General features: G+C 38.3%; 28 protein-coding genes. 9 read left to right on the forward strand and 19 right to left on the reverse strand.

Going from position 1 to position 21,155, the window contains the following annotated elements; genetic code table 11:
* Positions 1-28: 28 nt before the first annotated feature.
* Positions 29-406, reverse strand: coding sequence for an MBL fold metallo-hydrolase (locus DBX25_RS06680; RefSeq protein ID WP_157950897.1), 378 nt, complete (start codon positions 404-406; stop codon positions 29-31).
* A gap of 26 nt (positions 407-432) precedes the next feature.
* Positions 433-735, reverse strand: a complete 303-nt coding sequence (locus tag DBX25_RS06685) for a hypothetical protein (protein WP_108670007.1) — start codon at positions 733-735, stop codon at positions 433-435.
* 241 nt (positions 736-976) lie between these two features.
* Between DBX25_RS06685 and DBX25_RS06690 the strand changes: the two genes are divergently transcribed.
* Both DBX25_RS06690 and DBX25_RS06695 read left to right on the forward strand, forming a co-directional pair.
* A complete protein-coding gene (locus DBX25_RS06690) occupies positions 977-3,268 on the forward strand; it encodes an ATP-dependent helicase (RefSeq protein WP_108670008.1) in 2,292 nt (763 codons plus the stop codon).
* Between the two features lie 306 nt (positions 3,269-3,574).
* Positions 3,575-3,805: a hypothetical protein gene (locus tag DBX25_RS06695; RefSeq protein WP_108670009.1), complete on the forward strand. Its 231-nt coding sequence runs from the start codon at positions 3,575-3,577 to the stop codon at positions 3,803-3,805.
* A gap of 298 nt (positions 3,806-4,103) precedes the next feature.
* On the opposite strand, the gene spoVIF is transcribed toward DBX25_RS06695, so the two are convergent.
* Positions 4,104-4,361, reverse strand: coding sequence for a sporulation-specific transcription regulator SpoVIF (spoVIF, locus tag DBX25_RS06700; RefSeq protein WP_108670010.1), 258 nt, complete (start codon positions 4,359-4,361; stop codon positions 4,104-4,106).
* A 360-nt stretch (positions 4,362-4,721) separates the two neighbouring features.
* Between spoVIF and DBX25_RS20520 the strand changes: the two genes are divergently transcribed.
* On the forward strand, positions 4,722-4,865 hold the full coding sequence (locus tag DBX25_RS20520) for a hypothetical protein (RefSeq protein WP_157950898.1): 144 nt from the start codon (positions 4,722-4,724) through the stop codon (positions 4,863-4,865).
* 217 nt (positions 4,866-5,082) lie between these two features.
* On the opposite strand, the gene DBX25_RS06710 is transcribed toward DBX25_RS20520, so the two are convergent.
* The 9 genes from DBX25_RS06710 to DBX25_RS06750 all read right to left on the reverse strand — a co-directional run bounded on the left by DBX25_RS06710 (position 5,083) and on the right by DBX25_RS06750 (position 9,836).
* Positions 5,083-5,205: a YjcZ family sporulation protein gene (locus DBX25_RS06710; protein WP_108670012.1), complete on the reverse strand. Its 123-nt coding sequence runs from the start codon at positions 5,203-5,205 to the stop codon at positions 5,083-5,085.
* Between the two features lie 123 nt (positions 5,206-5,328).
* Entirely contained in the window at positions 5,329-6,198 is an 870-nt protein-coding gene (locus tag DBX25_RS06715) for a DUF421 domain-containing protein (protein WP_108670013.1), read from the reverse strand.
* 9 nt (positions 6,199-6,207) lie between these two features.
* Positions 6,208-6,405: a hypothetical protein gene (locus DBX25_RS06720; RefSeq protein ID WP_108670014.1), complete on the reverse strand. Its 198-nt coding sequence runs from the start codon at positions 6,403-6,405 to the stop codon at positions 6,208-6,210.
* A 4-nt stretch (positions 6,406-6,409) separates the two neighbouring features.
* On the reverse strand, positions 6,410-6,766 hold the full coding sequence (gene spoVAE, locus DBX25_RS06725) for a stage V sporulation protein AE (protein WP_108670015.1): 357 nt from the start codon (positions 6,764-6,766) through the stop codon (positions 6,410-6,412).
* A 19-nt stretch (positions 6,767-6,785) separates the two neighbouring features.
* A complete protein-coding gene (spoVAD, locus tag DBX25_RS06730; protein WP_108670016.1) occupies positions 6,786-7,805 on the reverse strand; it encodes a stage V sporulation protein AD in 1,020 nt (339 codons plus the stop codon).
* A 3-nt stretch (positions 7,806-7,808) separates the two neighbouring features.
* On the reverse strand, positions 7,809-8,279 hold the full coding sequence (gene spoVAC, locus DBX25_RS06735) for a stage V sporulation protein AC (protein ID WP_108670017.1): 471 nt from the start codon (positions 8,277-8,279) through the stop codon (positions 7,809-7,811).
* Between the two features lie 14 nt (positions 8,280-8,293).
* Positions 8,294-8,770 (reverse strand): YhcN/YlaJ family sporulation lipoprotein, encoded by a 477-nt coding sequence (locus DBX25_RS06740; protein WP_108670018.1) that lies wholly within the window; start codon positions 8,768-8,770, stop codon positions 8,294-8,296.
* Between the two features lie 479 nt (positions 8,771-9,249).
* Positions 9,250-9,381 (reverse strand): hypothetical protein, encoded by a 132-nt coding sequence (locus DBX25_RS21615; protein WP_276309589.1) that lies wholly within the window; start codon positions 9,379-9,381, stop codon positions 9,250-9,252.
* A gap of 101 nt (positions 9,382-9,482) precedes the next feature.
* On the reverse strand, positions 9,483-9,836 hold the full coding sequence (locus DBX25_RS06750; protein ID WP_108670020.1) for a DUF1360 domain-containing protein: 354 nt from the start codon (positions 9,834-9,836) through the stop codon (positions 9,483-9,485).
* Between the two features lie 148 nt (positions 9,837-9,984).
* Between DBX25_RS06750 and DBX25_RS06755 the strand changes: the two genes are divergently transcribed.
* A complete protein-coding gene (locus tag DBX25_RS06755) occupies positions 9,985-10,539 on the forward strand; it encodes a CotY/CotZ family spore coat protein (RefSeq protein ID WP_157950899.1) in 555 nt (184 codons plus the stop codon).
* A gap of 39 nt (positions 10,540-10,578) precedes the next feature.
* On the opposite strand, the gene DBX25_RS06760 is transcribed toward DBX25_RS06755, so the two are convergent.
* Positions 10,579-11,133 carry a CotO family spore coat protein gene (locus tag DBX25_RS06760; protein WP_108670022.1) on the reverse strand — a complete coding sequence of 185 codons (555 nt, stop codon included), beginning with the start codon at positions 11,131-11,133 and terminating at the stop codon, positions 10,579-10,581.
* A gap of 239 nt (positions 11,134-11,372) precedes the next feature.
* On the opposite strand from DBX25_RS06760, the gene DBX25_RS06765 reads away from it, so the two are divergent.
* Positions 11,373-12,128 (forward strand): EAL domain-containing protein, encoded by a 756-nt coding sequence (locus tag DBX25_RS06765; protein WP_157950900.1) that lies wholly within the window; start codon positions 11,373-11,375, stop codon positions 12,126-12,128.
* A 78-nt stretch (positions 12,129-12,206) separates the two neighbouring features.
* Here the strand turns inward: DBX25_RS06765 and fabI are convergent, their stop codons facing one another.
* Both fabI and mgtE read right to left on the reverse strand, forming a co-directional pair.
* Entirely contained in the window at positions 12,207-12,974 is a 768-nt protein-coding gene (gene fabI / locus DBX25_RS06770) for an enoyl-ACP reductase FabI (protein ID WP_108670024.1), read from the reverse strand.
* A 470-nt stretch (positions 12,975-13,444) separates the two neighbouring features.
* Positions 13,445-14,794 (reverse strand): magnesium transporter, encoded by a 1,350-nt coding sequence (mgtE, locus tag DBX25_RS06775; RefSeq protein WP_420812929.1) that lies wholly within the window; start codon positions 14,792-14,794, stop codon positions 13,445-13,447.
* Positions 14,795-15,124: 330 nt separating this feature from the next.
* Here mgtE and prpE point away from each other — a divergent pair, with 330 nt between their 5' ends.
* A complete protein-coding gene (gene prpE / locus DBX25_RS06780) occupies positions 15,125-15,865 on the forward strand; it encodes a bis(5'-nucleosyl)-tetraphosphatase PrpE (protein ID WP_108670026.1) in 741 nt (246 codons plus the stop codon).
* A 360-nt stretch (positions 15,866-16,225) separates the two neighbouring features.
* On the opposite strand, the gene DBX25_RS06790 is transcribed toward prpE, so the two are convergent.
* From DBX25_RS06790 to DBX25_RS06805, 4 genes are read right to left on the reverse strand one after another with little or no spacing between them, the layout of a single operon-like run.
* On the reverse strand, positions 16,226-17,128 hold the full coding sequence (locus DBX25_RS06790) for an RluA family pseudouridine synthase (protein ID WP_108670028.1): 903 nt from the start codon (positions 17,126-17,128) through the stop codon (positions 16,226-16,228).
* 9 nt (positions 17,129-17,137) lie between these two features.
* Positions 17,138-17,935, reverse strand: coding sequence for an NAD kinase (locus DBX25_RS06795; RefSeq protein ID WP_108670029.1), 798 nt, complete (start codon positions 17,933-17,935; stop codon positions 17,138-17,140).
* 21 nt (positions 17,936-17,956) lie between these two features.
* Positions 17,957-18,586 (reverse strand): GTP diphosphokinase, encoded by a 630-nt coding sequence (yjbM, locus tag DBX25_RS06800; protein ID WP_108670030.1) that lies wholly within the window; start codon positions 18,584-18,586, stop codon positions 17,957-17,959.
* 22 nt (positions 18,587-18,608) lie between these two features.
* A complete protein-coding gene (locus tag DBX25_RS06805) occupies positions 18,609-18,974 on the reverse strand; it encodes a UPF0738 family protein (RefSeq protein WP_108670031.1) in 366 nt (121 codons plus the stop codon).
* 334 nt (positions 18,975-19,308) lie between these two features.
* Here DBX25_RS06805 and DBX25_RS06810 point away from each other — a divergent pair, with 334 nt between their 5' ends.
* From DBX25_RS06810 to DBX25_RS06820, 3 genes are all read left to right on the forward strand, one after another.
* On the forward strand, positions 19,309-19,878 hold the full coding sequence (locus DBX25_RS06810; RefSeq protein WP_338066672.1) for a CYTH domain-containing protein: 570 nt from the start codon (positions 19,309-19,311) through the stop codon (positions 19,876-19,878).
* A gap of 20 nt (positions 19,879-19,898) precedes the next feature.
* Positions 19,899-20,579, forward strand: a complete 681-nt coding sequence (locus DBX25_RS06815) for a lytic transglycosylase domain-containing protein (protein WP_240620191.1) — start codon at positions 19,899-19,901, stop codon at positions 20,577-20,579.
* Positions 20,580-20,748: 169 nt separating this feature from the next.
* Positions 20,749-21,132, forward strand: a complete 384-nt coding sequence (locus DBX25_RS06820) for a globin domain-containing protein (RefSeq protein WP_108670033.1) — start codon at positions 20,749-20,751, stop codon at positions 21,130-21,132.
* Positions 21,133-21,155 lie beyond the last annotated feature (23 nt).

Consider the following 21,155-nt stretch of genomic DNA (forward strand, 5'->3'; position numbering starts at 1 on the left):
TGAAACTCTATTTTACCATGAGAATCTCTTAAAATGGTCCGCAAATCAGAAGTAATTTGTTCATGTTTCTGTAAATTCTTCCAGATCGTTCCTTGATAATCCTTTTCAAAAATCCCATGATGGGGTTTTCAGCAATGGCTGCTTCGAGTTTCGTACTATAAACGGACACATCACGGTTGGACTGCAAATAAGCCGCTCCCCCATAATGATCTGCATGACAATGCGTCAAAATCAAATGGGTGACCGGCATGTGAAGTTCATCTAATTGACGAAGAACTTTTTTCATCGTACTTGCTTCAAGACCCGCGTCTATCAGCAATCCTTCATGTTCAGAACGTACATAACCTATATTGATGTCTCCTTGAAAATAATAACAGTTCCTTGCAATCTCTGTTAACTTCAACATTAGACAATAATTTCCTATGGGTCTTGTCATATCATTTCGTTAAAGAGCCTGCCTTTTCCTGTTATTTCGGCTGCTGTTTTTTGAATGGTTTCTGATTCAACCTGTTTTTTGTATTTGTTTTGAATAAAGAACGGGAATTTTCGTTTCGGTTCTTCTTTTGGAGTTTCCTCATGAGTCTCGTCTACCCATTCATCCGTTTGCGTATAAAATTTGACTGGTAAAATGGCGTTAACCCCTTGTACGAAAGGTAACGGTTTTTTATTTCCACTGTCGATTCGTTTCGCGTATTGTAAATAGTCGTAATGAGTTACTGGTGCAATATACCCCATGATTCCACCCCTTCTTCATTTTTGTTAAAAGTCAGATACAAGTTATATTTTCCTTAAAGCGTTCGATATGAATTACGGATTTTGTACCCTTTTTTTCAAAAATGAAACTTTAGTCTGTTCGTACTAACATAATCTGACTATGAATATAGTCTTTAGCTTTAGTCTATGTTCTGCTATCATGGGGATTGACTATTTTTTTGGATAAGCATATAAATTTTTTATTTTTCGTAGGGGGTTCTGCATGAAGAAAGCGTTGTTCCAGCAAGAAAATATTACATTGCCTTATCTTTCACCAGATGCCCTGCAGCTTACATATGAGCGTGGGAAAAAGGGGCTGTTAAGCTGCCCGCTTTGTCACGAGTCCGTACGTTTGTATATCGGAATGGATAGGGAGCCGTACTTTTTTCATGTTCAAAGACCGGACGAGCCATGTATGGAAAAACAAGTTGAAGACGTCCAACCGACTGAATCAACCTCTATATATATAGAACGAAATGGTTTTCGTGTCCCAGTTTCTCGAAGCATTGGAACTTCCACGTCAACAATAACTGAACTTGAATTCTATAAAGCTAGTAAACCCATCAGCCCACTAGTCCCAGCATATAGCAAAAACGAGCGCCTACCAGTTTCAATAGAAGATGAATATTTAGACCGGTTAGCAACCTCTGGCGTCATACTAGATCATCAACAGCTGCAAGCAGTAACTCATATAGAAGGACCGTTACTCGTTCTATCAGGTGCTGGCAGTGGAAAAACTAGAGTCCTAACCTCGCGAACAGCCTATATGTTGTCAAAGGGCATTTCACCTAAAGAAATTATGCTAGTCACTTTTACAGCCAAAGCTGCTCAGGAAATGAAAGAACGTCTTCAATCGTACCCTGGTATTACACCAGCTGTATTGAATGGACTTGTGACTGGGACCTTCCACAGCATTTTTTATAAGATACTTATGTTCCATGAACGGGAACGGTGGCAAAAAGAAAGCTTGATTAAATGGGACTGGGAGAAAGAAGTTATATTGAAAAAAGCAGGATGGGATAAAGGTCTCGATGATAAGGAGTTCGCTTATGATCAAGCGATTCAGCAAATTGGATTATGGAAAAACTCATTGCTGTTTCCCTCTGATATAAAGGCTGAGTCAGAATTCGAAGAGTCTTGTTTGTATTTATATGAACGGTATGAAAAGGAAAAAAGAATGAACGGACGGTATGACTTTGATGATATGTTGATTGGTTGCTACGAGCTGTTCATAGAGCAGCCCGACATTCTATCAAGGTATCAGCAACGATTCCGCTATTTTCTTGTAGATGAATTCCAGGATATTAATAGAGTTCAATATGAATTGATTAAACTCCTTTCAGCCGAAACTAAAAATGTGTGTGCGGTTGGTGATGACGATCAGGCGATTTATTCCTTCCGTGGCAGTGATCCATCGTACATCCTACATTTTGAGAAAGATTTTCCGACTGCCACTATTGTCACCTTGAACGAAAACTATCGTTCATCCCATGGTATTGTTTCTACTGCGAATCGAATTATTTCTAAAAATAATAACCGTCGTGTAAAGAACATGCATGCTCAATATGATGATAGTAAGATCCCTACCCTATGCTTCCCATATGATGAGGAACTCGAAGCAACAATGATTGTAGCGGATATGTCAGAGAAGATAGAAAAGCATGGGTACAACCCTGAGGATTTTGCTATTCTTTATCGTACCCACTCGATGAGTCGTGCCATTTTTGAACGATTAGCTTCATCGAATCTACCATTTGCAATTGAACGTGATGCAGAATCATTTTATGAACGTCGTATAGTTAAAGCCATGCTGGCATTCTTACGCTTAAGCAAAAACCCACATGACAGCAAAGCGGTAAGCGATGTGTTTCCGGCCCTTTTCTTAAAGCAAAGTGTTCTTCAGGAAATCAAGGCTCAATCCATTTTGCAAGATTGCGATTACGTTGCGGCTTTTTCTTTCGTTAAAACTGGTCATAGTTTTCAAGAGAGGAAGCTACGTATGCTCCCTTCCCTTGTTCGTAATTTGAAAGATATGAAGCCTAGCATCGCGCTTGAAATCATTGAAAAGGATCTGGGCTTTTCTGATTATGTGAAGAAACGAGGCAACGAAGGTAGTATGCAGGATAAGGGTTCAGATGATGTCCGTGATTTAAAAGTTGCGGCTAAGCGATTTGTGTCAGTAGAGGAGTTCCTCGATCATTGTGACCATATGATGGCAATGAATAAAGAAGTGAAACAGCTCTCAAAGCATTTTCGTCAAGCCATCCAACTATCTACCATCCATCGTTCAAAAGGCTTGGAATACAAATGTGTCTATATATTAAGTGCAGTGGAAGGCGGAATTCCACATGATTTTGCACTAGAGGCACATAGGCAAGGCGATCCATCGGCACTGGAAGAAGAACGAAGATTAATGTACGTAGCGTGCACCCGTGCAAAGGAAGAGCTTATTCTATCAGTTCCTCAGACCCGAAGAGGAAAAAAAGCACATCCTTCTAGATTTTTAAAAATATAGTTTAATTGAGGTCGCACTCTTAGAAGTGCGACCTCGTTTTTATGTAAATAGGATATATGTTTAGATCTCACATAAATGATATTTTTAAAACGCATTTTTGGTAGAAAGTCACGGATATATGGTGGAAAGTTACGGATATATGGTAGAAAGTCACGGATATCATAGTATCAATCAAGTATATAAAAAGCTAAAACTATCAAAAACTGAGTAAAACATACATTTTTATATAAATAGTAGACATGCCCCTCACCCTTTTGTAGAAAATCCATAGAATATTCTATCCTAATAGGGAAGAGGTGATTTTACATGCCAAAACATCATCACCACAAAAAAGATAATGGTGGAGGACAAAACGGCCAAAATGGTAACCCAAGCCAATTTTTCGCCAACAGCGTATCCATTGGGACTGAAGTTACAGTCATTTTAGAAGGTGGTACCACAATTACTGGTGTATTCCGCGGTATCCTTAACGGTACAATTCTAGTAGCCAATGCGTATATCGATCCTAGCGAAATCGTTGCTTTCAGATTAGCTTAATCTTTTCTGGAAAATATCATTCCCTTATAAGAAGAGATCATATTGGACAAGTATGGTCTCTTTTTCTTAGGCTCTTTTCGCAAAGAATGTTGTTTTAACACTATATAGTTGCCCGTTGATTTCCGCTCCAATCAACTCGGACTTTTAAAATTTAATATAGCAACAAAGTTTACGAGAACAGCCTATTCTTAAGAATACATATTTTACAAGGATTTTATATCTATAGTGAATTAACGAAGAAAAAAAATCGAGTTTACATTGATTCTGAGCGTAAACTCGATTTTTTTACTATATGCTACTATTTTTTATTATTAATCATGTTAGCAATTGTACTAAAATCAATGCTTTTGCCGTCAGCCACAATTGACTGGACAATTTTGTCTTCCATTTCCTGGTTCACAGGTTTATTGGCCATTTTAGATACTTGTTTAATCAGGTTACGAATGGTCGTTTCATCTCTTAAATTTGCACCTTGCAGAGAGTTAGCAAGATTTAAAATATCCCCCATGTTAACGCCCGTTTTCTTTTCCATGTTCTTAAAAAAATTTGAATCCATTTTCATGCCCTCCTTCTCTGTCTTTCTATCGTATGATGGGCATTTGAAATGGTGCAGAAAAAATGTAAAGCCGTGGATAAACAAGAATTTTTTCCTTATCCACCAATTTCATCATGATACTCGTCCATGCACTCGTTATATTTTCCTCATATATTATGTTGAGTCTATAAGATGTGCGATAGCAAAGACATGCATCTGTAAACTCATTCCATAGTAGAAGGAGGGATAAGAACATGTCTAGCAACCAACAAGATCAGCATAAGGACTGCAAACAAAGTAATCATGATCATAAAAAGAAACATAAGAAAAAACCAAAGCCACCTAAGCCACCGAAACCGAAACACGATAAGAAAGACAAATGTGAAAAAAAAGAGGACCATAAATGTAATTGCTGCAGATCTAAATGCTACAATAAATGTTCAAAAAGAAGGTCTTACAGAGAAAATTCTAATGGCGATTACGATTACGACTATGATTATGACTACTAAATCGCCTAATCAATGAGCTTTTCGACTGTATAAAATCCCCCCTCATAGTGCGCTTTGGGGGTTTGGGTACATAAGTATGGGCTAGATAATGGTGAAAGAATGTATAATTTATGCGGAGAAAATGAACAAGTTGGAAAATGAGTGAGGAACGACGATACGTCTAAAAACATAAATATATACCCTGAAAAAAAGTAAAACGGAATGGTTTCCCATTCCGTTTTCGTTATTACATATTAGCAGAAAGAAGCACCTACGATAATTAATAGGATGAACAATACTACAATCAAAACGAAAGTAGAACCGTAGCCACCGCCGTAACCAGGTGAGCAGCATCCGCCGTATCCGTATCCGTACATATATTTCACCACGCTTTCGCTTAGTTCACTCATAACATATGTAAAAAAAGCAAAAGGTGTATGGGCTCATGCCCAGTTAACGTTAGATTATTGAAGATAAAAATATAAAGAAATGCTTATATCTCAATGGTTTTGAGCCCTTTTTAGGTCATTGACCATTTTAAGACTCTTTGATATTTTTTGGGCAAGATTCTTATAAAGCCCCCTTGTTTCCGGATCTTTTTCACTTACAGAAAGGAAATTCAAATCAGCATTAAGCTTTTGAAATGCAGAGAGAAGAAGCTCTTTATCCTTGTTTTTTGGAACATTCAATGTGTCATCGTAAGTGTCGATGAAAAGCTCTCCATTGGGATCCACTTGTGCAAGAAATACATTTTCTACAGTAAGATTTTTTTTCCCTAGTTCCCCTTGTAGCCACTTACGGTTCAAACCAGCACCTGCTAAACCATCATCAAATATTTCCCCGTCCTCAATGATCGTTTGTGTAACGCCGGTTTTTCGTTTCTCTTGAAAGATATCACCGTAAAGGATTGGTTGCTTTTCAGATTTTAGCAATACACTTATTTCACCATTTGTTTCCAAAGCTGCAAATTCTACATCAGCTACTCTAAAAATATCCTTCTTCCTTAGCTGCTCCAACAGTTCCTCAGCTGTATATTGTTCTTTTCGAATATTTTTCTCTAATAATTTCCCGTCTTTGATAAGAGTGGTAGGTTTCCCTTCCACAAAATCACGGAAAAACCGATTTTTAATCGAAAAATATGAAACGATGATAGGAAACAATGACCAAATTAATATGCTTGTGATTCCGTTTGCCAGATTCAGTTCTGCATCCATAGATAAGGTTCCAGCTATATCGCCGATTGTGATCCCTGCTATATATTCAAAAAAAGACAATTTTGAGAGCTGTTTTTTTCCTAAAAGCTTAGTCACGAAGAAAAGTCCGACAATGATGCAGACTGAGCGGATCGCGACTTCTACATATTCAGGCATTCTTTCACCTTACTTCCCCTGTCGTTCTAAATCATTCATTCTCTTTTGCAAAGCATCTCCGACCGAAATCACTTCTAACATACACGAATGGAGCTGCTGAGCATCATGTTCGGAACCCATTAGAATCGCCCAGTTACTCAACTCAGCTTCCATGTAATCTGTCATTGCTTTCAATTCGGTCAGTACTTCAATTGATTCTCTATTCATATACTTACCCCTTTGGTTTAAAAATCAATGAGGCAATAAATCCGAAGACAATCGCTGCTGATATCCCTGAGCTAGTGACTTCGAACATACCTGTTAACACCCCAACAAGTCCGTGCATTTCCGCGTGATGCATCGCTCCGTGGGTGAGAGCATTTCCAAAGCTTGTAATTGGGATTGTCGCTCCTGCACCTGCAAAATCAATAAGTGGTTCATATAATCCGAGTCCATCCATGACTGCACCGATGACAACGAGTAAGCTCAAGGTATGGGCCGGAGTAAGCTTTGCGACGTCAAATAATAGCTGACCAATTACACAAATGGCTCCACCCACAACAAATGCCCAGAAAAACATTGGTAACATTGATATCCCTCCTCTTCTTCTAGCCTCCAAATTCAATAGCGACTGCATGGGCAATACATGGAATGGACTCACCTTGTTGAAACGAAAGTGGAGATAATAAAGCTCCAGTTGCTACAACTAAAATCCTTTTGTACGTCCCTTTTTTCATTTCATTCAATAAATGTCCGTATAGGACGGTCGCAGAACAGCCAGCACCACTACCGCCAGACATCACCGGTTGATCGTCTTTGTATATTAATAATCCGCAATCCTTGAACTTTTCTTTATTGATGGATAACCCTTTAGTCGTCAATAAATCAAAAGCTGTCTCATTTCCAATTTGACCAAGGTCACCAGTCACGATCAAGTCATAATGACTAGGATTCAATCCTGTATCTTGGAAATGCGCCATAATGGTATCCACTGCGGCAGGTGCCATTGCTCCACCCATGTTAAAAGGGTCTGTTAACCCCATGTCAATAACTTTCCCAATGGTTGCAGCAGTTATATACGGCAAAGGTTCTGGATAATCGGCTTTTTGAGCAAGCATGGCTACTCCCGCTCCAGTGATGGTCCACTGAGCTGTTGGTGGCTTTTGTCCACCATATTCAGTTGGATACCGAAATTGCTTTTCTACCGCTGCATTATGACTGGATGCACCCGTCAGGACTTTTTTTGCCCCTCCATAATTGACGATGAAAGCGGCTAGAGCAAGACCTTCCATTGAGGTAGAACACGCTCCAAACAATCCGAAATAGGGAATGGCTGTTGTTCTTGCCGCAAAAGAAGTTGGCGTAATTTGGTTAATTAAATCCCCAGCCAATAAAAATTGAATATCTTTCTCCTTGGTTGAACCCTTCTTTAATGCCGTTTCAATAGCTTCTTCCAATAAAATACGATGTGCCTTTTCATACGTATCCTGTTCCATCCATAAGTCTTCATGGAGGATATCGAAATCTTCGGCCAGGTTTCCTCTTGCCTCAAAAGGACCACCTGTCACTCCGGTAGAAACAATGACAGGATGATTTGCAAATTGCCAAGATTGTGAGCCTACGAGCATCGTTTATCCCCCCAGTTTTAAAAAGATTGTTTTGATAAGAGCTACTACAAACGCTGAGAAAACTCCAAATACGATCACAGAACCAGCTAGCTTAAATATGTTACCGCCCACTCCGAGAACATATCCTTCCGTCCGGTGTTCAATCGCTGCGGAGATAACCGCATTTCCAAAACCGGTAACTGGGACGGCACTGCCTGCACCACCAATCTGTCCTAAATGGTCATAAATACCAAAACCCGTCAACAGCATGGAGAGGAACACCATTGTGGCTACAGTAGGGTTTCCAGCACTTTGCTCAGTAAAGTTAAAGAAATAAATATACATATAAGTAATTGCCTGTCCAATCAGACAAATGGTTCCTCCTACTAAAAAAGCACGTACACAATTCATAAAAACTGGCCTTTTTATTTCATGCTTAGATTGAAGCTGTTGGTATTTCTGTTGTTGAGGCGTTAGGTTTTCCTGTTTGCTCATGATGTTCCTTCTTCCTATATTTGTTCTTTCTTCAGCTCTAATATATCTTTAAACCATTTGTTAGCTTTTTCCCTCGAATAATTCGGATCCTTCAAATGATCATTTAACTCCACTACTTCCATGAAAATCTTGTAGTCGCTTGATACAACAAATTTATGGTCGGGATATTTTTTTTCTAGTTTCTTCGTCAACTCTTTTTCAATTTTCTTCATTCGGAACCTATGTAAATGTTTTACTTTATATGCGACTAGAATTTTCTTCTCTCCTGTCACAATTGCAACATCATAGATTTCGGGGTAAGACAACACATATTTCTGCATGCCTTCAGCGAATTCAAACTCTTTTTCCGTCTCTTTCAAAACAGCTGGATGAGGATTCGTTGTCTTTAAAAGGGCTAATCTTGTATCCTTGGATTTATCCTGCGCTGAACAACCCATTACGGTCAATAAAGCTAAAACCACTACACATATGAAACCTATTCTTGTTCGCATACTTCCACCCCCTTATGGATTTCATTTTTTGTTATTTTTTACAAAGAAGCAGAAAATATGTTTCATAATTATGGGAATGAAAGGAAACACCATTTGCACTATAAAGAATAAAAGCTGTTATAATGCAAGTTATTCTTCAGCAGGAATAGGAAAATACGTGGTCAAAGGAAATGTGAACGGTTTCAATGGATATCTATGTATGAAAGTTAAGGATTTCTGGATGATTTTCGCTGCTAGACTACTAAAAGTCACAGAATTTTGGTTGGAAATGCTGGAATTCATATATATATAAGGGACGCCTAAAGGCAGATTGTGCTCATTATCAGGAAATTACCGAACGGGTTAAATATTTTACCGAATGGAAGAGTTTTTTTACCGAAATCTCAATTTTATTACCAAATCAACAGAACATATTACCAAACAGACACTTTGACAAAAAAAATAGAAATGCAGCAGTGCTACATTTCTACTTGATGTATTTATCGAGGCCTTTTTTTACTTCCGCAGCCACAGCCGCCTTTTTTGACAGGTTGTTGAACAGGTTGAGATTGAGATTGAGATTGGGCTTGAGGCCTTGGTTTTGGATAAATTTTTGGTTGATTTTGCATCATGTTATCATGCGCCTCCAATCTAAAAAGATACCTACTTCCCTTACATCATATGAGGTTGTACAAAGGTGGTTTCTGTCAAAAGCCTAATCCATCCATGTTTTTTAGTCCATCCATTTTTGAACCAATGTTTCAATTAAGGCTGCCAGTCCTGCAACCGCCAAAATGACAATCACCACTCCAAACCAATTTGGACCAAACCGATAGGCTAGAACTAAAAATATCGCTGACCAAACACCTGTACACCAATGACAACTTAGCAAAGCCCCAATCCAACCTCTGATCCCTTTTGTTTTTGGTGTAATAAAATACTCCTTTTCTCCCTTTTCGTTAACCTCTTCAATTTCATCAAAAAAAGGATTCCGGATAAATTCAGTAATTTTATCATAGACGACGAGGCGCGTAAGTCTAAAACTTGCAAGCGCCAACAGAAAAAAATGAAAACTATTTTCGAACATGGTACACTTCCTAACTCTTTAGAATAGAATTTTTTGTACACTTGTCATGAATTTCTATGTAATTTAGGCTTCTAACTCATGCCTTTTTGCACATTCCTTCATATTCTGTAAGTGACAAATGTCAATCATATTATTAGGAGGAAATAAAATGGGTTGTGGACATCACAAATTTTCAAACGATTGCGTATGTGACACACTAGCTGCAATTGCTGATGCACAAGATAGAGTAGATGACCGTAATGATGATAGCTGTAGAACAAGTTGTAATATGGCTATTGAAGAACTAGTTAATCCTGCAAGAACAAGACGGAATCCGTTTGACACTATTCCTGTGTTATTAACTTGCGGTTGCGAACCGTTCCAAGGCATTGGAGTAAGAAGAGACCGTGGAGGTTGCGGTATCTTTGATGTAGAGAAAAGCTTCCTTTTCCGTGTAAGTGAAGTTGACGAGGATTCTTGCTGTGCAACGCTTGAACTTCTAGAACTAGATCCTTGCTATACTGGTTCAGATGAAAATGGAACAGAAGCTCTAAGAGGTGGCGGTTGGGCAATTCCAGTAGACATCATCACAGATTTTGACAAATTCCTTTGGAAATTGAAAAATACTGATCGTGTACTACGCACTGGTATTTGTATCACTGTTGACTTAAAGAACTTCACATCCGTTTCTTGCTTACCACCTGTAAGAACGTTCCGTAACTAAACGGAAGGCTACTGCCCAGCAGTAGCCTTTCTTCTTTTTTTATAAGTTAAGAACGACGATTGACTCGAAATCTTCTAGCTTGCATTCTAAAGGTTTTTGCCCAAACCCCGTCCGTACATAGTAAAGGTCACCTTTCCTCTTTTCGATATGGCCTCTAACCATCTTCCCTTTGATTTTCATATCACAGGTAGGTTTGGGTACAACTAATGGAATCCTCGCCAAAAAATTAATAAGTTCTTCTTTCGTCATTTCACTGAATTTTTTTCGTTCTTGCCCTTTCATGACCGATTCATCAGAAGGTTTTACTTCTATCTCATCGTTTACACTTTGCTCGGTTTTTGTGGCGACACTTGTACCTAATTCGACAACCACATTTTCCTCTGCATCCACCTGAATTTTTCTTACCACTTTGACTTTTGCTTTCTCCCCATTGTGCAATTCATTTTCAGGGTTCGCATCATCTATTTCGACTACTTCAGGTTCATGTTTGGAAATCCTATAAATGTCTTGCATATTTTGTTCGGGAGGAGCAATATCTGGCTGAACGATATACATAAACGGCTTCGCTTTTTTATCGTCACTGTTCCTACTCATGTCCCACCCTCCAAGAAATACCTCGGAATCACTCCCGAAGGCAGTATTTTTTTCTATATATATTCAGAATTCATTGAATTATGAATGGTAGGATAAATTTACCTTCTCTTAATAAAAAATTTACATCGGATTGATACAATACGACTGTAATCAACATAGGGCTAGGAGAGGGAATAAAATTGTCATTAATTAACGAGGAATGGAGTGTAGGGGGTCTATCACACTCAAAGAGGTATTTATTGAATCAAATAATACAAAAACGTAATTTAATTACTCACTTCCAACCCATCGTTCAACTTTCGAAAGGGCAACCATATGGGTTTGAAGCTTTAACAAGAGGGCCAATTGATAGTCCTGTTTTCTCTCCCATCGCATTATTTTCGTATGCAGAAAAAACAGGACATTTGTATGGGTTGGAGAAAGCGGCAAGAGAGCTTGCCATTGAGAGAAGTACCCCCTTTTTAAAACAAGGAGAAAAATTATTTTTAAACATCAGTGCTCAAGTTATTTACGATCCTAATTTCACACCTGGCCATACAATTCAGTTATTAAAGAAATATGGGATTGAGCCCTCAGATATCGTGTTTGAAATAACTGAGAGAAGTGCGATTGAGGATTTTGAGGCTTTTCGAGAAGTTATTCAACATTATCGCAATCAAGGATTTCTCATAGCAGTTGATGATGCAGGGGCTGGATATTCTTCTTTGCAGGCAATCTGTGAGCTCACGCCTGATTACATAAAAATAGATCGCTCTCTAATTAGCTCGATTGATACACATCCAATGAAAAGGCATATTGTTGAAGTGTTCACGACATTGGCTAGTAAAATGGACAGCAATATCATCGCAGAAGGAATTGAAACGGCGCGAGAATTGTCCACCTGTATGGAACTTGGCATTCCTTTTGCCCAAGGGTACTTTTTAGGTCGTCCATCGGTACGTAAAACAAACTTAAATCCTGCCCTATTCAATTCGATATCAGTCGACATAATTTAATAGAATTTTGAATTTCAGCGCATCTTTTTCCATATGCAAAAGGGTGGCAAAATCGCCACCCTTTTCTTTTATATTTTCTTATAGGACATGGTATCCAGAGTCAACGTGAATGTTTTCTCCTGTAATTCCGCGAGACAAATCACTGAATAGGAACAATGCAGTATCTCCCACTTCTTCTGGAGTTGTTGTACGGCGAAGCGGAGCTGTTTCTTCAATTTCCTTTAGAATGGAGTTGAAATCGCTAACACCTTTTGCTGATAACGTACGGATTGGACCAGCAGAAATTGAATTAACGCGGATTCCTTTTTTACCCAAATCATTCGCTAAATATTTTACGCTAGCATCCAAAGAAGCTTTGGCAACACCCATTACGTTATAGTTAGGAACGACACGCTCTCCACCTAGGTATGTCAATGTAACAATGCTACCGCCTTCAGTCATTAATCCTTCAGCTACTTTTGAAACAGCCGTTAAGCTATATGAGCTAATGTTATGAGCTAATAAGAAACCTTCTCTTGTTGTATTCATATAATCGCCTTCTAATTCTTCCTTATTAGCGAAAGCGATACAATGTGCTACTCCATGAATCACGCCTACTTCTTCTTTAATCTCAGCGAAACACTTTTCAATATCTTGGTCATTTGTTACATCACAAGGAAGAACTAGACTATTGGCACCAAGAGAATCTGCAAGCTCTCGAACACTTTTCTCTAATCTTTCACCTGCGTATGTGAAGATTAATTTAGCTCCAGCAGTGTGCAAAGATCTAGCGATTCCCCATGCGATGCTTCGTTTATTTGCTACGCCCATTACTACATAAGTTTTTCCATCTAATGAAAGAGTCATTTCTATATGTCCTCCTATTTATACAAGTTATTAGTACCTACTACTAATCATAACAGAAAAAAATGCAGCGAGAAAGTTTTTTATTCTTTAGGCACTGTTAAATTTTCCTGTTGATTTCCGTTCCAGCTGTATACAGAAATATTGAATACCAACCTTATACTTTTTAGAGCTATAACAATCCTTCTATCAAGTTAATTTCAAAGGAAAAATGTGATGGATAAAGCAATTGGAGTGAATAAGATGAATTCCATAGCGTAGGATAAATGGAATAAAAAATGGATAAATTCTCAGTTATATAAAAATGTGATGGATAAAACTATACAAACCAAAGGATTAACGGGGGTAAGTGACGGATAATCATTACAAAGTGAAGGATTAATAATCCCATCACCTTCTACTTAAATCAAAAATCCGTTAGAGGTACTTAGAATAACCGTCCCAAAAATAAAAACCTGCGAATCCGCAGGTTTTCACTTTAAATAACTCATAAATAAGGTAGCCATTCCAAAGTAGATTAAAATACTGATTAAGTCATTGATGGTTGTAATAAACGGTCCTGATGCTACCGCAGGATCAATTTTCATACGGTGCATTAAAAGTGGAACGAGTGATCCAGCTAATGTTGCAACAATCAATGTAGAGAAAATGGATAATCCCACTAAAAAGCCTAAAAACCAATCCCCATGCCATAAATAAACTACAAATGTCACTAATACCCCACAGGTTGTTCCAGTGATGACACCTGTTCCCGCTTCTCGAAGAATCAATTTCCATTTGCTTTCTTGTTCTAAATCACCTGTAGCGATACCACGGACTGCTACCGCTAGTGCCTGTGTTCCTGTATTTCCTGCCATCCCTGCAATCAACGGTATAAAAACCGCCAATATTGCTTTTTGATTCAATGTTTCTTCAAACCTTCCAATCAAGCTGGCAGTCATCATTCCAAGGAACAATAAAATCACGAGCCAAGGAAGTCGTTTTTTTGCAGCACCAACTGGATTTCTGTCCATTCTATCAAGGTCAGATACCCCGGCAAGCTTGGAATAGTCGTCTGAAGCCTCTTCATCCATAACATCGATAATGTCATCGACCGTAATGATTCCTAGCAAATGGTTCTGGAAATCTACCACTGGTACGGCCAAGAAATTGTAATCTCTCATTTTCCTTGCGACTTCTTCTTGGTCCTCACTTACTGAAACTGATACAACACGATCGCTCATCACTTCTGCTATCATCGTATCGTCATCCGATACAATCAAATCACGAAGAGATATAACTCCTGCAAGTTTTTTATCTTCATCTACCACATATACATAATAAATCGTTTCTGCACGCGGAGCTTCATTTTTCAAAATGTACATGGCGGATCGAACGGTTTGGTTCTTGGAGATAGCAATGAACTCCGTTGTCATGATACTACCAGCCGTATACTCCTCATAATGCAGAAGCTCTTTGATTTCCTGAGCTGCTTCATCATCCATGATAGTCAGATAACTAACTACTTGGTCTTTATCCAACTCATTTAAGACGTCAACCGCATCATCCGCATACATTTGCGCGAGCATGTCGGCAACATAGGTTGGATTCATTTCAGAAAGAAGCTCTTCGTATTCATCTTCTTCTATTTCAAGATTTTCAAATAAGCCAGCCATTTCTTCAGGGGATAAGTAATGATAAATTTTCGACCTTATTTCCTTATCCAGCTTCATATAAAGCTTTGCTTGATCATACGGATGTAATTCAGTAAACTCGTCTCGAAAAGCATCTAAATTATCTTTTTCAAGAGCTTCAATTATCAGGTCTTCGTTCAATTTCTCCATTTCACGATCGCGTTCCTGCTGTTCACTCATTACTTCCCCCCCTCTCAATCTAATGACATTTTTATTGAAAAATCATCAATTATAAATTATTTTTACCCTTCATTATACTAGCAAAACTAAACAGCTTTGTCGCTACTAAAATGAAGGGAATTTATTCTTACACCTATTATTCAACCGATTATTTAGTCTTAGAACTACCATACCCAAATATATTACTCAAGCAACATTCAAAAGGAAACACACTTTTGTCAATACCTTCCTTTATAATGCCTAAACTATGGTAAGATACTACAAATGAGAAGAAACATACTTTAGATAGGATGTTGATACATGAAGCTAGATATTATAGGAGATATTCATGGATGTTATGAGGAGCTTCAAGCATTAACTGTAAAAATGGGGTACCTGTGGCAGGATGACATTCCTGTTCATCCTGAAGGAAGAAAATTAGCTTTTGTAGGAGATTTGACAGATCGAGGACCAATGTCACTCAATGTGATTGAGGTGGTTTGGAGGTTAGCTGTCGAAAAACAAGATGCCTATTATACTCCAGGAAATCACTGCAATAAACTATATCGTTATTTTAAAGGAAATAAAGTCCAAATCTCACACGGATTAGAGACCACTGTTGCTGAATATGAAGCCCTTTCAACGGGTGAGCAAAAAGAAATACGAAGAAAATTCATGGAGCTATATGAAAAGGCCCCATTGTATCAAACACTAGATAATAAGCAACTAATTATCGCCCACGCTGGTATCTCAGAAAAATATATTGGACGAACGGATGAGAAAGTAAGGACCTTTGTGTTTTACGGAGATATTACAGGCGAAAAACATCCAGACGGTTCTCCCGTTAGACGCGACTGGGCCATACATTATCGAGGAAAACCATTGATTGTTTACGGCCATACCCCTGTAAAAGATGCACGTAAGATTGAAAATACATACAATATCGACACAGGATGCGTATTCGGAGGGAAATTGACGGCCTTGCGATATCCAGAATTGGAGTTGGTCGATGTACCTTCAAGTATGCCGTTTGTACCGGAGAAATTTAGATCGTTTGACTGAGATTAGGGTATAGGGAGACATTCTAAATCTCCCTATTTTTTTCATTCCAAAACATATACACACTAAGACTTAAAAAACTTAATCCACTCACTAAAAATGAAATGGTAGAAACCCAAAACAAAGGAGAAATGTTCCCATCACCAATCGGTCCTACTTTTGGTTGATAGATTTTATATATGCTGATTATAGAGAGGCCTATTTGTATAATGGACAGAAGTAATATGGTGTATTTCTTCAATTCAATACTCCTTTTCATTTCCGCGGAAATAATCGAAATATGGTACTTTTTCTATAAAAAAGTCGAATTCATACTGATTTCTAGTCTTTTCCCTTTCATATGCAAAAAGACTGAAACCTAGATTACTTAAGGTCCAGTCCTATTATTTTCTTCATATCTTTTGGTAATTCAATCGTGAAGGATAACTCCCTTACTAAAAAGGGGTGATAAAATGTAATGCTTTGACAGTGTAGTGCTTGTCGTTCTATTAGATCCCTTTTGCCACCATATAGATTGTCCCCTAATAAGGAGTGTCCAATATAACTCATATGCACACGAATTTGATGTGTGCGACCTGTCATCAACCTCAGCTTTATGTGTGAAAAATCATTAAATAGATTTAGTACTTCATAAAATGTGCAAGCATATTGTCCGTCATCCCTTACTTCCCGTTCAATAATACTTGTTAATTTTCGACCAATCGGAGCCTCAATTTCTCCTGCATCACTTGCTAATTCTCCATGAACGAAAGCTTCGTAAATACGCTTCACACCGCCAGCCTTTTGTTGCTCACTCATCAAATGGTGAACGTGCCGATGTTTAGCAATTAACACTAGTCCAGATGTGTCACGGTCTAGTCTAGTCACGATATGGATGGTTGAACCAATCCCTTTTTCTTTGTAATAGCCGGCCAAACCGTTTGCTAAACTCCCTGTCGGATGCTCACGGGAAGGAATCGTATTCATGTAAGGTGGCTTATTGACCACTAGTACAAAGTCATCTTCATATACAATATCGAGCGCAAATCTCTCTGCAATCAGTCCCTCACTCGATACTTCTAATGGAAAATAAACAGTCACTTCATCACCTACTACAAGCTGACGACGTACAGTCACTTCTTCACCGTTCACGAGAATTGTACCACCATTAAATTTTATGTCGGTTAAGGCTGCTTTGGAGATATGGTGGTTTTTTAGGAAATCCCGCAAAATCATTCCGTTCTCTTTGGTAGCAGCCTTCCATTTCAAACAAAAACGTTTTTCCATATTAACCTATTAACCTTCCGAGATAAATGAATCATGCACTCTTTTCCAGAACGGGAAAGGTCTAAAGCGAGCAAAACGAACCCTTTCATCTGCTACCCTAAACTGGATGGATTTCACTTCTTTATGAAGGATTTGCAAATGATCGACAGTCACGATAAAGTCCACCTGCTTCACAGACTTCAACATGCATGTATGGTGGCTTGGCAAAATCAATGGTGAACCTACCGTACGGAAAACACGGTTATTAATCGAAGCCATTTCAGCTAATTGAATTGCATTGATGGAAGGATGAAGAATCGCTCCACCTAGTGCTTTGTTATACGCTGTACTTCCTGATGGAGTCGATACGCATAAACCATCACCACGGAAAGTCTCAAAATGCTGCCCCTTTATTTCCACATCCATAACTAGTGTGCCCTCGACACTCTTTACAGTTGACTCATTTAATGCCAAATACTTTTTCTCACGTCCTCCGTTTGAAAAGCGGACAATAACCTCAAGTAGAGGATATTCAATAATTTGATAAGGAGTTTTAGCAATTGCAATCACTAACTTTTCAATTTCATCTGGAGTCCAATCGGCATAGAATCCAAGATGACCGGTATGCACCCCTACGAAGGCAGTTTTATCAAGCCTGCTTCTGTACCGGTGGAATGCATACAATAATGTTCCGTCTCCTCCAACAGAGATTACGATATCTGGCTGCTCTTCATCATATTCCAATTGGAAATCAATCAGGTACGATCTCATTTTATGCATTAGAGTATTCGATTTCTGATCGCCTTTTGAGGTTATAGCAAACTTCATGACTTCCCTCCTCCAACCATATTAGCCTTCCTGTGATTCCTTTTTCCTTGAAAATACTCGTTGTGCTTCTTGAATCTCAAGTCGTATTTGTGACATTTCTTCATCCAATCTGAACGCCGCTTCTGCTGCACGTTGCAACCTATCTCGGATATCCACTGGAAATTGCCCCTTATATTTATAATTCAAAGAATGCTCAATCGTTGCCCAAAAATTCATCGCCAGTGTGCGAATTTGTATTTCAATCAAAATCTTCTTTTCACCATGAATGGTTTGAACCGGGTATCTTATCACTACATGGTACGATCTGTAACCGCTCACTTTTTTATGTGAAATATAATTACGCTCTTCCACGATTTCGAGGTCATTACGTTTTCGTAAAATCTCGACAACCACTCGAATGTCATCAACAAACTGACACATCATCCTTAAGCCAGCGATGTCCTGCATTTCATGTTCAAGCCTATTCAAAGGGATACCCTTGCTATTGGCTTTATCCAAAATGCTTGCTATTGGCTTTACCCGCCCCGTTACAAATTCAATCGGGGAATGTATCCCTTCTCTTTCAAATTGGTTTCTCATCCCTTTTAATTTAACCTTTAGCTCCTCAACCGCTTGTTTATACGGAGCTAAAAAATCATCCCAATGCTTCACAATCCCACCACCTTAACAAGACTTACTTGAAGATTCGTTCAACCTCAGCAACCATTTCTTCCCCATAATTGCTATTGCCTTCAATGTTATCAATCAAGTATCTTAATTCATCTTGAAAATTGGTTAATTCTAAATTCCCTTCGCCATAAAGATAAACCGGAAGATTTTGTTCTAATCCGATTTTTAGCTCTTCCCATATACATTTCGTCAATTCTATGTATTGATACTCTTCTTGATGTTCTATGATATAAATGAATGATAAATTGTCTGAATCGACCAACATTTGTCCCGTTGCCACTGCATTTTCTAACACAATGTTCTTTCCACAATACAACTGCACTTGTTGATCTGATATCTTTGCATCTTCAATGGTAATTTTCTTTCTCATGACTGTTCCTCCTGCATTACCCGTTCTATTTATGTATTTTAGAAAACTTGACTAGATCCAAGCCTAAAGCGCCGGCATTTGCCTAGTGACACTTATACTTTATTCCTAAAATTGGCCAATACGTCGACTTACTTCTTTGTTGCCCAATTTATACTTTCCTAAAGTACAAAAAAGACTCTTATATTTTACCATAAGACTTACTTCTTTCCTAAGAATCAAGTATGATAATCGTTAGAAAAACGAAAAAGTTTCTATCAAAATACCGGACCGTGTAGTCTTCATATATGCACTCTAATATCGAAAGGAATGAATCCACCTGTCTATCCATCTGGAAATCGAATTCAAAAACCTACTTACGAAAGTGGAATTTCTACGTTTATGCGATTATTTTAAAATAAAGAACAATTCCTTCATCACCCAAACCAATCATTATTTCGATACAAAAGGATTTGACTTAAAGGGTGCTAGTAGTGCCTTACGCTTACGTGAGAAAAAAGGAAAATGGGAAATGACATTGAAGCAGCCGGCAAATATTGGCTTGCTTGAAACGAACCAAGACGTTGATGAGATAACAGCACATGCTTTTATTAAAAGCAATGATTTCCCCAATGGCGAGGTTAAAACAGCAGTTCATTCAATCATAGATAAATTGGATGGCCTTCACCATTTTGGTTCCTTGACAACCTCTAGAGTGGAATTCCCCTATGAAGGAGGACTTCTTGTACTTGACCATAGTTGCTATCTTTCAATAGAAGATTTTGAGGTTGAATACGAAGTAGCAGATTTTGAATCTGGCAAGGAAATATTTCACAATTTACTAAAAGAGCTTAACATTCCTGTCCGCAAAACCGAAAATAAAATTGAGCGATTCTATAAACAAAAACTACTCCAGATTAACGAGTAACCTTATTAGAGGTGAATACATTGAAAATAGATGAAATAAAAGCATTATTCGAAGTACAAGCACTTCAAAATTTAGACCGAACTTCTGACAATACGAATGTAGCTGGGAACGATATGTTTCAACAGCTATTATCTCAATTCATCAATGATGGGACAGACACAAATCCAAACCTTTCATCTCTAGGCAGTGTTGAAAATATCCTTGAAATGGTGGAAGAAAAGAAAGATAACCTACTATCTTTCGCTTCGATGCTTCCTTCCACGTTCACACCTATCATGTCAGAAACCATAGAAAAAGTGTCTGAAAAAGTAGAGGCTGTATCTTCAAAGGGATTCCATGATGTAATAGAACAAGCTGCAGAACGATTTAATTTGCCTGTAAAGTTGATTCAATCCGTCATTCAGCAGGAATCCGCTTTCAATCCTAACGCTCAAAGCCACGCTGGTGCATCGGGGCTCATGCAACTTATGCCTTCAACTGCTAAATGGCTTGGAGTTAAAAACGTGTTTGACCCTTATGAAAATATTATGGGTGGAAGTAAATACTTACGGCAGATGCTAGATAAATATGATGGCAATACCGAATTAGCATTAGCTGCTTACAATGCTGGTCCCGGTAACGTAGATAAATATAACGGCATTCCCCCTTTTAGGGAAACACAAAACTATGTTAAAAAGATCATGATATCCTACCTTAATTGATGAGTTAGAAGCATTGAAGCTTGTTCAGAATACATGTCAAATAAAAAAAATTCCTGGGGTCTGACATTTTTCAGTCGACCTCTTTTTTTATGCCCGAGCTAGTTGTTTGAGATATTTGATTTCAGTTGATAAAATAAATGAAGAAATGGGAAGTTAAAGGAGAATTATTATGACTGAGCGATCCATCACCCCTTTTGAAGCAATCGGTGAGGACAAACTACATGAACTTATTGACTTATTTTATGAAAAGGTAAGTCAAAATGCTGTTCTAAAGCCAATCTTTCCAGATGATTTGTCGGAAACTGCACGTAAACAAAAACAATTTATGACCCAGTATTTAGGTGGGCCATCACTATATACAGACGAACATGGACATCCTATGTTAAGAGCTCGCCACATGCCATTTGAAGTAACTCCTAAAAGATCGGAAGCATGGCTCGCATGTATGCAAGAAGCAATGGATGAAGTAGGGCTTTCTGGTCCAATTCGAGAGTTTTTCTACCAACGATTAGAATTAACCGCCAATCACATGATTAATACACCTGAAAATTGAAAACACGACATCATGAAAATCAT

This window comes from Peribacillus acanthi, from assembly GCF_003073175.1.
Classification (GTDB): Bacteria; Bacillota; Bacilli; order Bacillales; family DSM-1321; genus Bacillus_BN; species Bacillus_BN acanthi.

Bases quoted from the DNA above. Each gene is read 5' to 3' on its own strand.
- DBX25_RS06820 (WP_108670033.1), top strand. From the start codon at position 20,749: ATGACTGAGCGATCCATCACCCCTTTTGAAGCAATCGGTGAGGACAAA.
- DBX25_RS06795 (WP_108670029.1), bottom strand. From the start codon at position 17,935: ATGAAGTTTGCTATAACCTCAAAAGGCGATCAGAAATCGAATACTCTA.
- spoVIF (WP_108670010.1), bottom strand. From the start codon at position 4,361: ATGGATTCAAATTTTTTTAAGAACATGGAAAAGAAAACGGGCGTTAAC.
- DBX25_RS06740 (WP_108670018.1), bottom strand. From the start codon at position 8,770: ATGCGAACAAGAATAGGTTTCATATGTGTAGTGGTTTTAGCTTTATTG.
- DBX25_RS06750 (WP_108670020.1), bottom strand. From the start codon at position 9,836: ATGTTCGAAAATAGTTTTCATTTTTTTCTGTTGGCGCTTGCAAGTTTT.
- DBX25_RS06760 (WP_108670022.1), bottom strand. From the start codon at position 11,133: ATGAGTAGGAACAGTGACGATAAAAAAGCGAAGCCGTTTATGTATATC.
- spoVAE (WP_108670015.1), bottom strand. From the start codon at position 6,766: ATGTTACCAATGTTTTTCTGGGCATTTGTTGTGGGTGGAGCCATTTGT.
- DBX25_RS06790 (WP_108670028.1), bottom strand. From the start codon at position 17,128: ATGGAAAAACGTTTTTGTTTGAAATGGAAGGCTGCTACCAAAGAGAAC.
- DBX25_RS06805 (WP_108670031.1), bottom strand. From the start codon at position 18,974: ATGAGAAAGAAAATTACCATTGAAGATGCAAAGATATCAGATCAACAA.
- DBX25_RS06710 (WP_108670012.1), bottom strand. From the start codon at position 5,205: ATGTACGGATACGGATACGGCGGATGCTGCTCACCTGGTTACGGCGGT.
- DBX25_RS21615 (WP_276309589.1), bottom strand. From the start codon at position 9,381: ATGATGCAAAATCAACCAAAAATTTATCCAAAACCAAGGCCTCAAGCC.
- mgtE (WP_420812929.1), bottom strand. From the start codon at position 14,794: ATGGAGAAATTGAACGAAGACCTGATAATTGAAGCTCTTGAAAAAGAT.
- fabI (WP_108670024.1), bottom strand. From the start codon at position 12,974: ATGACTCTTTCATTAGATGGAAAAACTTATGTAGTAATGGGCGTAGCA.
- DBX25_RS06715 (WP_108670013.1), bottom strand. From the start codon at position 6,198: ATGCCTGAATATGTAGAAGTCGCGATCCGCTCAGTCTGCATCATTGTC.
- spoVAD (WP_108670016.1), bottom strand. From the start codon at position 7,805: ATGCTCGTAGGCTCACAATCTTGGCAATTTGCAAATCATCCTGTCATT.
- DBX25_RS06680 (WP_157950897.1), bottom strand. From the start codon at position 406: ATGTTGAAGTTAACAGAGATTGCAAGGAACTGTTATTATTTTCAAGGA.
- prpE (WP_108670026.1), top strand. From the start codon at position 15,125: ATGAAGCTAGATATTATAGGAGATATTCATGGATGTTATGAGGAGCTT.
- spoVAC (WP_108670017.1), bottom strand. From the start codon at position 8,279: ATGAGCAAACAGGAAAACCTAACGCCTCAACAACAGAAATACCAACAG.
- DBX25_RS06685 (WP_108670007.1), bottom strand. From the start codon at position 735: ATGGGGTATATTGCACCAGTAACTCATTACGACTATTTACAATACGCG.
- DBX25_RS06690 (WP_108670008.1), top strand. From the start codon at position 977: ATGAAGAAAGCGTTGTTCCAGCAAGAAAATATTACATTGCCTTATCTT.
- DBX25_RS06755 (WP_157950899.1), top strand. From the start codon at position 9,985: ATGGGTTGTGGACATCACAAATTTTCAAACGATTGCGTATGTGACACA.
- DBX25_RS06695 (WP_108670009.1), top strand. From the start codon at position 3,575: ATGCCAAAACATCATCACCACAAAAAAGATAATGGTGGAGGACAAAAC.
- DBX25_RS06720 (WP_108670014.1), bottom strand. From the start codon at position 6,405: ATGAATAGAGAATCAATTGAAGTACTGACCGAATTGAAAGCAATGACA.